Below are 14,614 nucleotides of genomic sequence, written 5' to 3' on the forward strand. Positions count from 1 at the left end.
GGCCGGCGCCAGGGCCGGTGGGCCGGCGCGGGCCCGCGGCGCGGGCGCGGCGGCGGGGGCCAGGGCGGCGAGCCGGCGATGGTGCCGCCGGCGGAGTTCACCTCCTACTACGGCCGGCCGGTGGTCAAGCCGTCGCCGTGGGAGGTCGACATCCCCGCCTACATGTTCGCCGGCGGGCTCGCCGCCGGCTCCTCGCTGCTCGCGGCCGGGGCCGACCTCACCGGGCGGCCCGCGCTGCGCCGGCCGGCCCGCCTCGGCGCCCTCGGCGCCCTCGGGTTCAGCTTCGCGGCCCTCGTCCACGACCTGGGCCGCCCGGCCCGGTTCCTCAACATGCTGCGCACGGCGAAGCTGACCTCGCCGATGTCGGTGGGCACGTGGATCCTCGTGGCCTACGGGCCCTTCGCCGGCGCGGCCGCCGCCGCCGAGGCAGCCGCGATGCTGCCGGACCGCTGGCGCGGGGGGCCGGTGCGGCTGCTCGAGGCGGTCGGACGTCCGGCGGGGCTGGTCGCGGCCGTGACGGCGCCGCCGGTGGCCGCGTACACGGCGGTGCTGCTGGCCGACACGGCCACGCCGTCGTGGCACGAGGCCTACCGGGAGCTGCCGTTCGTCTTCACCGCCTCGGCCGCCGCCGCGGCCGGCGGGCTCGGCATGGTCTCCGCGCCGGTCGGGCAGGCCGGGCCGGCCCGGCGGCTCGCGCTGGGCGGTGCGCTGGTCGAGCAGCTCGCCGAGGCCCAGATGGAGCGGTCCATGGGGATCACCGCCGAGCCGCTGCACCAGGGCAAGGCGGGCCGGCTCATGCGCGCGGCCCGGGTGCTCACCCTCGGCGGGGCGGCCGGGTCGCTGCTCGCCGGGCGCAGCCGGGTGGCCGCGGTGGCCTCCGGCGTCGCCCTGCTCGCCGGGTCGCTGTGCACCCGGCTGGGGGTGTTCGAGGCCGGCCAGGCCTCGGCCCGCGACCCCCGCTACACCGTCGTCCCGCAGCGCGAGCGGCTGGACCGCGGGGAGCCGGTGCGCGCCCAGCCCTGATGCCGGGCGCGCGGAAGGGCCCCGGCCGGCGGGTCACCGCCGTGCCGGGGCCCTGGGCGCGCGCCGGCCTGGTCAGCCGACCTTGATCATGTCGTTCGGGTTGAGGACGAACTTCTTGGCCACGCCGGAGTCGAAGTCCTTGTACCCCTGCGGGGCCTGGTCGATCGGGATCGCCGTGGCGTTGACGTTCTTCGCGATCTGCACCTTGTCGTGCAGGATCGCGTTCATCAGCTGCCGGTGGTAGCGCATGACGGGGCACTGGCCGGTGGTGAAGGAGTGCGACTTCGCCCAGCCGAGGCCGATGCGGATCGAGAGGGACCCGACCTTGGCGGCCTCGTCCTTGGCCCCCGGGTCGCCCGTGACGTACAGGCCCGGGATGCCCAGCTGCCCGCCCGCCTTGGTGACGTCCATGACGGTGTTGAGCACGGTCGCCGGCTTCTCCTCGCCGGATTCCTTGCCCTGGCCGTGCGCCTCGAAGCCGACGGCGTCGACGCCGCAGTCGACCTCGGGCACCCCGAGGATCTGCTCGATCTGGTCCTTCGGGTCGCCCTCGGAGACGTCGACCGTCTCGCAGCCGAAGCTGCGGGCCTGGGCGAGCCGCTCCTTGTTGAGGTCGCCGACGATGACCACCGAGGCGCCGAGCAGCTGCGCGGCGGTCGCGGCGGCGAGGCCCACCGGGCCGGCACCGGCGATGTAGACCGTCGACCCGGTGCGCACCCCGGCGGTGAACACGCCGTGGTACCCGGTGGGGAAGATGTCCGAGAGCATGGTCAGGTCCATGATCTTCTCCATGGCCTGGTCCTTGTCCGGGAACTTCAGCAGGTTCCAGTCGGCGTAGGGCACGAGCACGTACTGCGCCTGGCCGCCCACCCAGCCGCCCATGTCGACATAGCCGTACGCCGAACCCGGCCGGTCCGGGTTGACGTTGAGGCAGATGCCGGTCTTGCCCTCCTTGCAGTTCTGACACCGCCCGCAGGCGATGTTGAACGGGACCGAGCAGAGGTCGCCCTCCTTGATGAACTCCACGTCCGGGCCGGTCTCGACGACCTCGCCGGTGATCTCGTGGCCGAGCACGAGCCCCTCGGGGGCGGTGGTGCGCCCGCGGACCATGTGCTGGTCGGACCCACAGATGTTCGTGGCGACCACCTTGAGGATGGCGCCGTGGTTGACCTTGCGGCCGACATTCGCCGGGTTGACACCGGGCCCGTCCCTGAGCTCGAACGTCGGGTAGTCGATGTCGATGACCTCGACCTTGCCCGGACCTGCGTAGCTGACTGCCTTGTTGCCGCCCACAGCGGCCTCCTTCGCGTCGGACGTCGTTGTACGAACCATGGAGCCCGGCCGCGGCCTACTGCATCGTGGCCGGAATTCCACCCTGCCACGCCCCCCTGGAAGGCGGAAGGGGGAAGCATCGGACGGTTCTTCCCCGTTCGCGGGACGGCCCCGGGCGGCGCGTTAGCCTGCCCCTCGTGACCACCACCGACCCTGCCGAGGCGCCCGCCGTGCGGGTGCGCCTGGACCTGGCCTACGACGGCTCGGAGTTCGCCGGGTGGGCCGCCCAGCCCGGGCTGCGCACCGTGCAGGGGGTGCTCGAGGACGCGCTGACCACCGTGCTGCGCCTGCCCGCGCCGGCCCGCCTGACCGTGGCGGGCCGCACCGACGCCGGCGTGCACGCCCGCGGCCAGGTGGCCCACGTCGACGTCCCGGCCGCGGCCTGGGCGGCCGTGCCCGGGCGCAGCGACCGCGGCCCGGGAGAGGCGCTGGTGGCGCGCCTCGCCGGGGTGCTCGGCCGGGGCGGGTCCCCGCGCGGGGCGAGCGACGTCGTCGTGCGCCGCGCGGTCGAGGCACCGGTCGGGTTCGACGCCCGCTTCGCCGCGGTCTGGCGCCGCTACGCCTACCGCATCGCCGACGACGTCGCCCGCCGCGACCCGTTGCGCCGCCACGACGTGCTGTGGCACAACCGCCCGCTCGACGTCGCCGCGATGGACGCCGCGGCGCAGCAGCTGCTCGGGGAGCACGACTTCGCCGCCTACTGCAAGCCCCGCGAGGGGGCCACGACCATCCGCACCCTGCTCGACCTGCGCTGGCGGCGCCTGCCCGGCGGCGCCCCGGACGCCGGGCTGGTGGTCGCCGAGGTGCGGGCCGACGCGTTCTGCCATTCCATGGTCCGCGCCCTGGTGGGGGCCTCGCTGGCGGTGGGGGAGGGGCGCCGGCCGGTCGGCTGGCCCGCCCGGGTGCTCGCCGCGGGCGTGCGCGACGCGGCCGTGACGGTGGCCCCGGCCCACGGCCTGACCCTCGAGGAGGTCGCCTACCCGGCCGACCACGAGCTGGCCGCCCGGGCGCGGCAGGCGCGGGCGCGCCGGGTGCTGCCGGAGAACGGCGCGAGGCCCCGGGTGCTGCCCTGACAACGGCCCGAGACGCCGGCTGCTGCTGAGAGGACCCTGACCTCAGACGAGGATGCGCTGCTCGCCGGCGTAGACGTTGACGCTCTCGCCCCGGCTGAACCCGACCAGCGTGATGCCGCACTCCTCGGCGAGCTCGACGGCCAGCGCGGAGGGCGCGCTGACCGCGGCCAGCGCGGGCACGCCGGCCATGTGCGCCTTCTGCACCAGCTCGAAGGACGCCCGGCCGGAGACCTGCAGGACGGCCCGGCGCAGCGGCAACCGCCCCTCGCGCAGCGCCCACCCGACGGCCTTGTCGACGGCGTTGTGCCGGCCGACGTCCTCGCGCAGGCACTCCAGGCGGGCGGTCCCGTCGTCGTCGACGGCGAACAGGCCGGCCGCGTGCACCCCGCCGGTGGTGTCGAAGACCTGCTGGCCCCGGCGCAGCCGCTCGCCCAGGGCGAGGAGCTCGTCGAGCCGGATGCGCAGCCCGTCGCCTCCGACCGGGAACCGCGAGGCGCGGGTGACCGCCTCGATGGAGGCGGTGCCGCAGATGCCGCACGAGCTGGAGGTGTACACGTGCCGGGCCAGGTCGGGCGATGGCGGGGCCACCCCGGGGGCCAGCCGCACCTCGACGAGGTTGTAGCTGCGGCTGCCGTCGGGGTTCACCCCCGCCCCGTAGCCGATGGACGCGATGTGCCCGGCGTCCCACACCACGCCCTCGGAGACGAGGAACCCGGCGACGAGGTCGAAGTCGGCGCCCGGGGTGCGCATGGTGACGCTGTACGGGGCGCCGGCCACCCGGATCTCCAGCGGCTCCTCGCCGGCGAGGGTGTCGGCGCGGGCGCGGCGGGCGCCGTCGGCGCCCAGCCGCACCACCGGGCGTCGCTTCGTCGCTCGCACCGCCGCACCTCCCTCGTGGCGGGCAGTCTAGGCGCGCGGCCGGTGGTGCGGCGCCGCGGGGTCGCCGGTCAGGCCCGCTCCTCCTCGCCGGCGGTGACGTCGGCCTCGCCGGTGAAGTCCGCCTGGGCGGCGTCGAGGTCCGCGTCGTCGGGCTCGACGCTGCTGCCCTCGTCGACGGCGAGGTCGTCGCCGTCGGTGATGTGCATGGCGGCCTCCTCGGGCAGGAACCGCGCCGCGTCGACGCCGACGTCCTCGGCCATCACGTCCTGCTCCTCGCCCACCTGGTCGGTGGGGTCGTCGTCGTCGGGCTCGGCGACGAGGCGCCCGACGCCCGCGTCGGCGACGTTGTCGGGGGCCGGCTCGCCCATCGGCCCCGGCCCGGCGTGCGGGGAGGCCTCCGCGTCCGGTCCCTGCTGCTCCCACACCTCGGGCTCCTCGCGGGCGACGCGCTCGTCGATGGTGTCGCCCTCCTCCATCTCCGCCGGGGTGAGGTGCTCGCCCGCCAGCGGGTCCTCGTCCGGCGCGGTCAGCCCCTCGTCCAGGACGTCGTCGGTGGGGGTGTCGAGGAGCATGTCCTCCTCGCCGGGCTGCCACGACTCGTCGGCGAGGAACTGGTCGCCGCCGGGGGAGCCTTCGGTGCTGGGGATCTCGGTGTTGCCGTCGGTGCTCATGCTGCCAGCGTGCCACCGGCCCCGGGGGCTCGCACCGGGAGCCAGGGCACCCGCCGGGCGCCCGCCCCGGAGGGCACGGAGGACGCGCGCGGTGCCCGGCGGCTGCCCGAGCGGGGCACACCGGCGGCCCCGGCGGCGCCCTACCGGTCAGCGCCGCTCGTCGTAGACGGGCCCGTACTCGTCCTCGTGGTCCGTCAGGCCGCCGGCGGCGTCGTGCGGGAGGAGGTGCATGGCCGCCTCCTCGGCGCTGAGGTCCCCGCCCGCCGCGCCGACGTCCTCGGCGAGGACGTCCTGCCACTCGCCCACCTCGTCGGTGTCGTCGTCGTCATCGGGCAGGGCCACCAGCCGGCCCACCGGGCGGCGGCCGGCGTCGAGGACGGCGACGCCGAGGACGTCGGCGTCGAGGTCCGGCAGGCCGTCCTCGGCGTCCGAGGGCCAGGACTCGTCGTCGAGGAGCCGGCCGGGGTCGGGGAACACGAACGGTGTGCTCATGGCCCTAGCCTTCCACCGCCCGGCGGCCGTGATCTGGGTCTCAGGGCCCGGCCGGCCCTCGTAATTGCGTGGACCGGCCCGATCGCGGCGGGCGATGCTGGCGCCCGTGGCGCACCTCGACCTCGCCGGCATCGGCTACGACCTTCCCGACGGCCGCGGGCTGCTCGCCGACGTCTCGCTGCGGGTGGGCCCGGGCGAGCGGGTCGCGCTGGTCGGCCCCAACGGCGCAGGGAAGACGACGCTGGTGCGCATCGCCACCGGCGAGCTGGCACCGCACCGCGGCGCCGTCGGCCGCGGCGGGACCCTGGCCGTCATGGGGCAGCTGGTGGGGCGCGCCGCCGACGACCGCACGGTGCGCGACCTGCTCGTGGAGCACGCGCCGGACCGGCTGCGCGAGGTGGCCCGGCGCCTGGCCGGCGCCGAGCTCGACATGATGACCGACGACGACGAGCCCGCCCAGCTCGCCTACGCCCAGGCGCTCGCGGACTGGGCGGACGTGGGCGGGTACGCCGCCGAGGCCGAGTGGGACGAGATCACCCAGGAGGTGCTCGCCCAGCCGTTCGAGCGGGCGCAGTGGCGCGCGGTGACGTCGCTGTCCGGCGGGGAGGCCAAACGGCTCGTGCTCACCGCGCTGCTGCGCGGCCCCGCCGAGCTGCTCGTCCTCGACGAGCCGGACAACTCCCTCGACGTGCCGACCAAGCGCTGGCTCGAGGACCAGCTGCTCGCCACCGCCAAGGGCGTGCTGTTCGTCAGCCACGACCGCGAACTGCTCTCCCGCACCGCCACGCACGTCGCCGCGCTCGAGCCCGGCCCCGCCGGTGCCACGGCGTGGGTCCACGGCGGCTCCTTCGCCACCTTCCCCGCCGCCCGGGCCGAGCGGATGAGCCGGCTGGAGGAGCTGCGCCGGCGGTGGGACGAGGAGCACGCCAAGCTGCGCCAGCTCGTCGTGATGTACAAGCAGAAGGCCGCCTACAACGCCGACATGGCCTCCCGGCTCCAGGCCGCCCGCACCCGGCTGGCCCGGTTCGAGGAGGCCGGGCCGCCCGAGGCGGTGGCCGCCGAGCAGCAGGTGACCATGCGGCTGCGCGGCGGGCGCACGGGCCGGCGCGCCGTCGTCTGCGAGGCCCTGGCGCTGACCGGGCTCACCCGCCCGTTCGACCTGGAGGTCTGGTTCGGCGAGCGGGTCGCCGTCCTCGGCGCCAACGGCACCGGCAAGTCCCACCTGCTGCGCCTGCTCGCCGCCGGCGGCACCGACCCCGGCCCCGAGCACCTGCCCGCCGACGGCCAGCCGGTCGCGCCCGTCGCCCACGCCGGCGTCGCCCGCCTGGGCGCCAGGGTCCGGCCCGGCTGGTTCGCCCAGAGCCACCAGCGCCGCGACCTCACCGGCCGGACGCTGCTCGACGTGCTGCACCGCGGGGAGGGCGCCCGCGGCGGGATGGGCCGCGAGCACGCCGGCCGGGTGCTGGACCGCTACGACCTCGCCCACGCGGCGGAGCAGCGGGTCGAGACCCTCTCCGGCGGGCAGCAGGCCCGGTTCCAGATCCTGCTCCTCGAGCTCTCCGGCGCCACGCTGCTCCTGCTCGACGAGCCGACGGACAACCTCGACCTGCACTCCGCCGAGGCGCTCGAGGCCGGCCTGGCGGCGTACGAGGGCACCGTGCTCGCCGTCACCCACGACCGCTGGTTCACCCGCGGCTTCGACCGGTTCCTCCACGTCGGCGCGGACGGCTCGGTCGTGGAGACCCCGGAGCCGGTGTGGGAGGACGACGGCGTCCGCACCCGCTGAGCGACGGCGTCCGCACCCGCTGAGCGGCGGCGTCCGCACCCGCTGAGCGGCGGCGTCCGCACCCGCTGAGCGGCGGCGTCCGCACCCGCCGAGCGGCGGCGTCCGCACCCGCCGAGCGGGCGGGGTCCGCACCCGCCCGGCGGTGCGCCGCACGTGGCAGGTCTCACGCGGGAGTTCGGTCCGCAAAGTTTTGACCCCGCCGCTCGCCGCACAGTACCCTGGGACGTCGTTGTGCATCCCCATGCGCTCCCGGTGCTCCCACTCGCCGGCGCAGCGGCGCGGATGCGCGCAGCGAGCACCACATGACCATGGGTTCCAGCGCCGCCATAGCTGTACCCGACGACAAGAACGCTGAAGAAACGAAGGCTACGCCCGTGCGCACGTACACACCGAAGCCCGGCGACGTCACGAAGAACTGGTACGTCATCGACGCTACCGACGTCGTCCTCGGCCGACTGGCGACCCAGGTCGCCGCCCTGCTCCGTGGGAAGCACAAGCCGACCTTCGCCCCGCACGTGGACAACGGCGACTTCGTCATCGTGATCAACGCTGACAAGGTCGCCCTGACCGGTAACAAGCTCGAGAAGAAGCTTGCGTACCGCCACTCCGGCTACCCGGGCGGGCTGAAGGCCACCAACTACGCCGAGCTCCTGGAGAAGAAGCCGGAGCGCGCCGTCGAGAAGGCGGTGCGCGGCATGCTTCCGAAGAACTCCCTGGGCCGCGCCCAGCTGAGCAAGCTGAAGGTCTACGCCGGTGCGGAGCACCCGCACAGCGCGCAGAAGCCGCAGACCTTCGAGATCACCCAGGTCGCCCAGTAGCGCTCGCGCTGCGGCACCGCAGGAACAGGACTGAAGGAGAGCTGTGGCTGAGACCACTTCCGACATCGAGCTGGGCGACGAGAACGCCCCCAGCAGCTACACCACCGAGAGCGCCGCGCCCGCCGGCGGCCAGGGTCAGTCCCTGACCGCCCCCGGCCAGGCCCTCGGCCGCCGCAAGGAGGCCGTCGCCCGCGTGCGCCTCGTGCCCGGGACCGGGCAGTGGACGATCAACGGGCGCACGCTCGAGGACTACTTCCCGAACAAGCTGCACCAGCAGCTCGTGCGCTCGCCGTTCACGCTGCTCGACATCGACGGCCGCTTCGACGTCATCGCCCGCATCAGCGGCGGCGGCATCTCCGGCCAGGCCGGCGCGCTGCGCCTGGGCATCGCCCGTGCGCTCAACGAGATCGACCGTGAGTCGAACCGTCCCGCGCTGAAGAAGGCCGGGTTCCTCACCCGCGACGCCCGCGCGATCGAGCGCAAGAAGGCCGGTCTGAAGAAGGCCCGCAAGGCCCCGCAGTACTCCAAGCGCTGACCGGCGCTCCCACCGACGGCCCCGTCCCGCCCCGTGCGGACGGGGCCGTGGTGCGTCCGGACGCCCGTTGCCGCCGCGTGCGACGACGTCGCCGGCGGCGAACCCCCGACTCGCCGCAGTCTTGTGGCGCTGGAGGGGCAGGGGGAGCGAGTGCGAGGCCGTGGGGAGCGCGAGCGTGACGATGTTGCTGTCTGAGGCGCCGCCTCACCGCAACTTCGTCGCAGTCGCGCGCGCACCGGCCCGCGAGTGCGACGGCATTGCTGCTCGCGGACCAGGTGCGACACCGCCCGGACCCGGCCGTGGTGCGTCCGGATGCCCGTTCCGGACCAACGTGGTGCGCCGAAGGTGGCACCATGGACCCGGCTCGCGACCGGCAGGCCCGACCGCGAGCAGCCGCGACCGGCGCGCCTCCCGTGCCCGGGAGCAGCTCCGACCGGCGCCGCGCGCCCCGGGGCGCGACGCTCGCCGGCCCGGACCCGGCGCGACCCACCGGCCGCCCACCAGGCACACACCCGCAGCCCACGGCAGGCACCCGCAGCACAGGGCACACACCCGCAGCACAGGAGGACACATGGCACGGCTCTTCGGCACCGACGGCGTGCGAGGACTCGCCAACCGCGACGTCACCGCCGAGCTCGCCCTCGCCCTGGGGGCGTCGGCCGCTCGGGTGCTGACCGCCTCGGGCGACTTCGCCGACCGCCGGCCGCGGGCCGTGATCGGCCGGGACACCCGCATCTCCGGGGAGTTCCTCTCCTCCGCCGTCGCCGCCGGCCTGGCCAGCGCGGGCGTGGACGTCACCCAGCTCGGCGTGCTGCCCACCCCCGGGGTCGCGCACCTGACGGCGAGCACCGACGTCGACCTCGGCGTCGTCATCTCCGCCTCCCACAACCCCATGCCCGACAACGGCATCAAGTTCTTCGCCCGCGGCGGGTTCAAGCTCGACGACGCCATCGAGGACCAGATCGAGGCCGGCCTCGAGGCGGACTGGGAGCGCCCGGTGGGCGGGGAGGTGGGCCGGATCAGCGCCGACTCCGCGCTGGCCGACCGCAACTACATCGACCACCTCGTCGCGGCCGCGGGCACCGACCTGCAGGGCGTGCGCATCGCCGTCGACTGCGCCAACGGCGCCGCGAGCGACATCGCGCCGCTGGCCCTGCGCGAGGCCGGTGCCGACGTCGTCGTCATCAACGCCTCCCCCGACGGGCGCAACATCAACCGCGACTGCGGCTCCACCCACCCCGAGCAGCTCCAGGCGGTCACCGTGGCCTCCGGCGCCGCGTTCGGGGTGGCCTACGACGGCGACGCCGACCGGTGCCTGGCCGTGGACCACACCGGCGCCCTCGTCGACGGCGACCAGATCATGGGCCTGCTGGCCATGGCGATGAAGGCCGACGGCACGCTGGCCGGCGACACCCTCGTCGTGACGGTGATGAGCAACCTCGGGCTGCTGCTGGCCATGAAGGAGGCCGGCATCGCCACCGTGCAGACCGGCGTGGGGGACCGGTACGTGCTCGAGGCCATGCGCGCCGGCGGGTACACCCTGGGCGGGGAGCAGTCCGGCCACATCATCAACGCCGAGCACGCCACCACCGGCGACGGCGTCCTCACCTCCCTGCTCCTCGCCGCGCAGGTGGTGCGCACCGGGCGCACGCTCGCCGACCTCGCCGGCGTCGTCACCCGCCTGCCGCAGGTGCTCGTCAACGTCGCGGGGGTGGACAAGAACCGCGCGGCCAGCGACGAGGGCCTGGCGGACGCCGTCGCCGCCGTCGAGGCCGAGCTGGGGGAGACGGGCCGGGTGCTGCTGCGCCCCTCCGGCACCGAGCCGCTCGTGCGGGTCATGGTCGAGGCGGGCACCCAGGCCGAGGCCGACTCCGCCGCGCACCGGCTCGCCGGGGTGGTGCGCGACCGGCTGGGCCTGTGACCGCGGGCCGCTGACCGCGGGCCGCTGACCGCGGGCCGCTGACCCCGGGGCCGGACCAGGGGCATCTCGGGGGCGACCCCCATCCCGCCGCTCACGGCGGTGACGTACCGTTGGTGCCAGGCGCCACCGCGGCGCTGGCGCCGCCGGGCGTCGGACCCGAGGAGCCGACTTGCACGAGGCCATGACGGTGATCCAGGAGGCCGTCCTCGGACTGGCGGGGTCGCCGTGGATCCTCCTGGCCGTCGTGATCCTGGCCACCATCGACGGGTTCTTCCCGCCGGTGCCGAGCGAGTCGGTCATCATCGCCGTCGCGGTGCTCACCGTCGCCGGCGACGGGCCCAGCCTGTGGCTGCTCATCCTCGCCGGGGCCGTGGGGGCCTTCTGCGGCGACGTGATCGCCTACACGATCGGCACGAAGCTGCCCATCGAGAGATTCCGGCTGTTCTCCTCGCGGCGGGGCCAGGCGACGCTGCGGTGGGCCAAGCACGCCCTGGCCCGGCGCGGCACCGTGTTCATCCTCTCGGCCCGGTTCGTGCCCATCGGGCGCGTCGCGGTGAACATGACCGCCGGGGCGGTCGGGTACCCGCGGCGCCGGTTCGTCGTCATCGTCGCCATCGCCGCGGTGATGTGGGGCAGCTACTCCACGCTGCTGGGGATGAGCGCCGGGGTCTTCCTCCACGACCACCCGCTGGTCGGCGTCGCCGTCGGCGTGGTCGGCGGCGTGTTCGTCGGGCTCGGCGTGGACAAGCTGCTCGGGGTGGTCCAGCGGCGGTGGTTCCCCACGGTGCCCACCCCCGAGGAGATCCTCACGCAGGACCTGCCGGCCCCCGGCGAGGACGCACCCGCGGACGCGGCGCCGGCGGTCCCGGTGCCGACCGGGCCCCCGGCCGCGTCGGCGGACGACGGGGCGGCCCGCGGACGGGAGGCCCGCCCCGGTGAGGCCCGGCGCGCCGGTGACGCCCCGCGCCCGGGCGAGAGCCCGCGCCCCGGCGAGGAGGGCTGGGAGCTGCGCGGCGAGGGCCGCGCGGCGGCCGGCGCCTGAGGACCCGAGCCCGCGGGGCAGCGCCCGAAGCCTGCCGGAGGACGCCTACAGCTTGCGCAGCCGCATGCGGTGCATGCTGTGGTCGGCGGACTTCGTCAGCACCAGCGTGGCCCGGCCACGGGTCGGCAGGATGTTCTGCACGAGGTTCGGGGCGTTGATGGCGTCCCAGATGGACTCCGCCCGGGCCACCGCGGCCACGTCGTCGAGGTCGGCGTACTTGCGGAAGTAGGACTCCGGCTGCGCGAACGCCGTGCGCCGCAGCTTGAGGAACCGGTCGACGTACCACCGCTTGACGTCGGCGGTGCGGGCGTCGACGTAGATGGAGAAGTCGAAGAAGTCGCTCACCGCGAGGGAGGACGTGCCGTCCGCCCGGGCCCGCGCCGGCTGCAGGACGTTGAGGCCCTCGACGATGAGGACGTCGGGCCGGTGCACCACCTGGTGGTGGCCGGGGACGATGTCGTAGCGCACGTGGTCGTACAGCGGCGCCGCGACCTCGGCCGCGCCGCCCTTGACGGCGGCGACGAAGCGCAGCAGCGCCCGCCGGTCGTAGGACTCGGGGAAGCCCTTGCGCTCGAGCAGGCCGCGCCGTTCGAGCTCGGCGTTGGGGTAGAGGAACCCGTCGGTGGTGACCAGCTCGACGCGCGGGGTCTGCGGCCAGCGGCGCAGCAGCTCGCGCAGCAGCCGAGCGGTGGAGGACTTGCCCACGGCGACCGACCCGGCCACCCCGATGACGTAGGGCGTGCGGGTGGCCCGCTCGCCCAGGAACGTCGACGTCGCCTGGTGCAGGGCCCGGGTGGCGGCCGCGTACAGCTGGAGCAGGCCCGACAGCGGCCGGTAGACGACGTCGACCTCGGCCAGGTCCAGCGGGTCGCCCAGCCCGCGCAGGTTCACCACGTCGGCGTCGGTCAGCGGCAGCGGCGTGGTGGCGGCCAGCCGGCTCCAGGAGTCCCGGTCGAACTCGACGAACGGGGAGGTGGCGACGGCGCGGGATGGGGCGGGCACGGCCCTAAGTGTGGCGTACGTCCGCGCGTGCGGGCGACGACGGCCGTCCACCGGCCCGTCCGGAACCGTCCGCGGGCCGGGCGTGAGCCCGATCATGTTCCGGGCTGGCCTCGCGTGAGCCCGATCATGGCGGCACCCCGCCGCGCGCCGGTTATCCTGACGCGCATGTGTGGAATCGTCGGGTACGTGGGCTCCGCGGCCCCCAGCAACCGTCCGCTCGAGGTGACGATGGAGGGCCTGGCCCGCCTGGAGTACCGCGGCTACGACTCGGCGGGCGTCGCCGTCGTCACCCCCGACGGGCTCGCCAGCGCCAAGCGCGCCGGCAAGCTCGGCAACCTGCGCGAGACGCTCGAGGCCGAGCCGCTGCCCGCCGGCACCGTGGCCATCGGCCACACCCGCTGGGCCACCCACGGCGCGCCCACCGACCTCAACGCCCACCCGCACCTGAGCGAGGACGGCCGCCTCGCCGTCATCCACAACGGCATCATCGAGAACTTCCAGACCCTCAAGGTCGAGCTGCTCGACGCCGGGGTGAGCTTCCAGTCCGAGACCGACACCGAGGTCGTCGCGCACCTGCTCGCCCGGGCCTACGCCGAGAGCGAGGACCTGACCTCGGCGATGCTCGCCGTCACCCGTCGCCTCGAGGGCGCCTACACCCTGCTCGCCGTGCACGCCGCCGAGCCGGGCACCGTCGTCGGCGCCCGCCGCAACTCCCCCCTGGTCATCGGCCTGGGCGACGGCGAGAACTTCCTCGGCTCCGACGTCGCCGCCTTCATCTCCCACACCCGCGAGGCGCTGGAGATGGGCCAGGACCAGGTGGTCACCATCACCGCCGACGACGTGCGCGTGGTCGACGCCGACGGCAACCCCGCCGAGGGGCGCCGCTTCACCGTGGACTGGGACGCCAACGCCGCGGTCAAGGGCGGCTTCGGCACGTTCATGGAGAAGGAGATCCACGACCAGCCCAAGGCCGTGGCCGACACCCTCCTCGGGCGCACCGACGGGCAGGGCAACCTCGTCCTCGACGAGCTGCGCATCGACGAGGCCGTGCTGCGCAGCGTCGACAAGATCATCGTCGTCGCCTGCGGCACCGCCGCCTACGCCGGGCACGTGGCCAAGTACGCCGTCGAGCACTGGTGCCGCATCCCGGTCGAGGTCGAGCTGGCGCACGAGTTCCGCTACCGCGACCCGGTGGTGAGCGAGAAGACCCTCGTCGTGGCCATCTCCCAGTCCGGGGAGACCATGGACACGATCATGGCCGTGCGCCACGCCCGCGAGCAGGGCGCGAAGGTGCTGGCCGTGGTCAACACCCACGGCTCGACCATCCCGCGCGAGTCCGACGCGGTGCTCTACACCCACGCCGGCCCCGAGGTCGCCGTCGCCTCCACCAAGGCCTTCCTCGCCCAGATCACCGCCTGCTACCTGCTCGGGCTCTACCTGGCCCAGCTGCGCGGGAACAAGTTCCCCGACGAGGTGGCCGGCTACCTCGAGGAGCTCGGCAAGCTGCCCGAGAAGATCCAGCACGTGATCGACCACGCCGACGAGGTCCGCGCCGTCGCCGAGGCCATGAAGGACGCCTCCTCGGTGCTCTTCCTCGGCCGTCACGTGGGCTACCCCGTGGCCCTCGAGGGCGCCCTGAAGCTCAAGGAGCTCGCCTACATCCACGCCGAGGGCTTCGCCGCCGGCGAGCTCAAGCACGGCCCGATCGCGCTGATCGAGGAGGGCCAGCCGGTCTTCTTCATCGTCCCGACCCCGCGGCGCCCCGTGCTGCACAACAAGGTCGTCTCCAACATCCAGGAGGTGCGCGCCCGCGGCGCGCGCACCCTGGTCATCGCGGAGGAGGGCGACGAGGCGGTCAACGAGTTCGCCGACGTCATCTTCCGGGTCCCGCGCACCCCGACCCTGATGATGCCGCTGGTCACCGTCGTGCCGCTGCAGATCTTCGCCTGCGCGCTCGCGGGCGCCAAGGGCTACGACGTGGACCAGCCGCGCAACCTCGCCAAGTCCGTCACGGTCGAGTGAGCGCCGGCGGGGCCGGGC

13 protein-coding genes are annotated in these 14,614 nt (G+C 74.9%); 8 read left to right on the forward strand and 5 right to left on the reverse strand.

Going from position 1 to position 14,614, the window contains the following annotated elements; genetic code table 11:
- The coding region (gene nrfD, locus GD970_RS03995; protein WP_319593448.1) for an NrfD/PsrC family molybdoenzyme membrane anchor subunit at positions 1 to 1,023 on the forward strand (1,023 nt) is incomplete at its 5' end.
- Between the two features lie 72 nt (positions 1,024 to 1,095).
- On the opposite strand, the gene fdhA is transcribed toward nrfD, so the two are convergent.
- Positions 1,096 to 2,316, reverse strand: coding sequence for a formaldehyde dehydrogenase, glutathione-independent (fdhA, locus tag GD970_RS04000; protein WP_152201084.1), 1,221 nt, complete (start codon positions 2,314 to 2,316; stop codon positions 1,096 to 1,098).
- 176 nt (positions 2,317 to 2,492) lie between these two features.
- Here fdhA and truA point away from each other — a divergent pair, with 176 nt between their 5' ends.
- A complete protein-coding gene (gene truA / locus GD970_RS04005) occupies positions 2,493 to 3,428 on the forward strand; it encodes a tRNA pseudouridine(38-40) synthase TruA (protein WP_211489906.1) in 936 nt (311 codons plus the stop codon).
- Between the two features lie 42 nt (positions 3,429 to 3,470).
- Here the strand turns inward: truA and fdhD are convergent, their stop codons facing one another.
- The 3 genes from fdhD to GD970_RS04020 form a co-directional block, all read right to left on the reverse strand.
- Positions 3,471 to 4,307, reverse strand: coding sequence for a formate dehydrogenase accessory sulfurtransferase FdhD (fdhD, locus tag GD970_RS04010; RefSeq protein ID WP_152201087.1), 837 nt, complete (start codon positions 4,305 to 4,307; stop codon positions 3,471 to 3,473).
- A 68-nt stretch (positions 4,308 to 4,375) separates the two neighbouring features.
- Positions 4,376 to 4,978, reverse strand: a complete 603-nt coding sequence (locus GD970_RS04015) for a DUF5709 domain-containing protein (RefSeq protein WP_152201089.1) — start codon at positions 4,976 to 4,978, stop codon at positions 4,376 to 4,378.
- Between the two features lie 147 nt (positions 4,979 to 5,125).
- Positions 5,126 to 5,470 carry a DUF5709 domain-containing protein gene (locus tag GD970_RS04020; protein ID WP_152201091.1) on the reverse strand — a complete coding sequence of 115 codons (345 nt, stop codon included), beginning with the start codon at positions 5,468 to 5,470 and terminating at the stop codon, positions 5,126 to 5,128.
- Positions 5,471 to 5,576: 106 nt separating this feature from the next.
- Here GD970_RS04020 and GD970_RS04025 point away from each other — a divergent pair, with 106 nt between their 5' ends.
- From GD970_RS04025 to GD970_RS04045, 5 genes are all read left to right on the forward strand, one after another.
- Positions 5,577 to 7,256 (forward strand): ATP-binding cassette domain-containing protein, encoded by a 1,680-nt coding sequence (locus GD970_RS04025; protein ID WP_152201093.1) that lies wholly within the window; start codon positions 5,577 to 5,579, stop codon positions 7,254 to 7,256.
- A 374-nt stretch (positions 7,257 to 7,630) separates the two neighbouring features.
- Positions 7,631 to 8,074: a 50S ribosomal protein L13 gene (gene rplM, locus GD970_RS04030; RefSeq protein ID WP_152201096.1), complete on the forward strand. Its 444-nt coding sequence runs from the start codon at positions 7,631 to 7,633 to the stop codon at positions 8,072 to 8,074.
- Positions 8,075 to 8,117: 43 nt separating this feature from the next.
- Complete coding sequence (gene rpsI / locus GD970_RS04035) at positions 8,118 to 8,609, forward strand: 30S ribosomal protein S9 (RefSeq protein ID WP_152201098.1); 492 nt, start codon at positions 8,118 to 8,120, stop codon at positions 8,607 to 8,609.
- Between the two features lie 571 nt (positions 8,610 to 9,180).
- Positions 9,181 to 10,530, forward strand: coding sequence for a phosphoglucosamine mutase (gene glmM / locus GD970_RS04040; RefSeq protein WP_152201101.1), 1,350 nt, complete (start codon positions 9,181 to 9,183; stop codon positions 10,528 to 10,530).
- 169 nt (positions 10,531 to 10,699) lie between these two features.
- Positions 10,700 to 11,572, forward strand: a complete 873-nt coding sequence (locus GD970_RS04045) for a DedA family protein (RefSeq protein ID WP_152201103.1) — start codon at positions 10,700 to 10,702, stop codon at positions 11,570 to 11,572.
- Positions 11,573 to 11,617: 45 nt separating this feature from the next.
- Here GD970_RS04045 and coaA read toward each other — a convergent pair whose 3' ends face one another.
- Positions 11,618 to 12,574, reverse strand: coding sequence for a type I pantothenate kinase (gene coaA / locus GD970_RS04050; protein ID WP_226925148.1), 957 nt, complete (start codon positions 12,572 to 12,574; stop codon positions 11,618 to 11,620).
- 165 nt (positions 12,575 to 12,739) lie between these two features.
- Between coaA and glmS the strand changes: the two genes are divergently transcribed.
- Entirely contained in the window at positions 12,740 to 14,596 is a 1,857-nt protein-coding gene (glmS, locus tag GD970_RS04055; protein WP_152201107.1) for a glutamine--fructose-6-phosphate transaminase (isomerizing), read from the forward strand.
- Positions 14,597 to 14,614: the final 18 nt, after the last annotated feature.

The sequence above is a fragment of the Georgenia thermotolerans genome (assembly GCF_009193185.1).
Taxonomy (GTDB): domain Bacteria; phylum Actinomycetota; class Actinomycetes; order Actinomycetales; family Actinomycetaceae; genus Georgenia; species Georgenia thermotolerans.

Coding starts and splice junctions, on each gene's coding strand:
- GD970_RS04015 (WP_152201089.1), bottom strand. CDS start 4,978: ATGAGCACCGACGGCAACACCGAGATCCCCAGCACCGAAGGCTCCCCC.
- GD970_RS04020 (WP_152201091.1), bottom strand. CDS start 5,470: ATGAGCACACCGTTCGTGTTCCCCGACCCCGGCCGGCTCCTCGACGAC.
- glmM (WP_152201101.1), top strand. CDS start 9,181: ATGGCACGGCTCTTCGGCACCGACGGCGTGCGAGGACTCGCCAACCGC.
- glmS (WP_152201107.1), top strand. CDS start 12,740: ATGTGTGGAATCGTCGGGTACGTGGGCTCCGCGGCCCCCAGCAACCGT.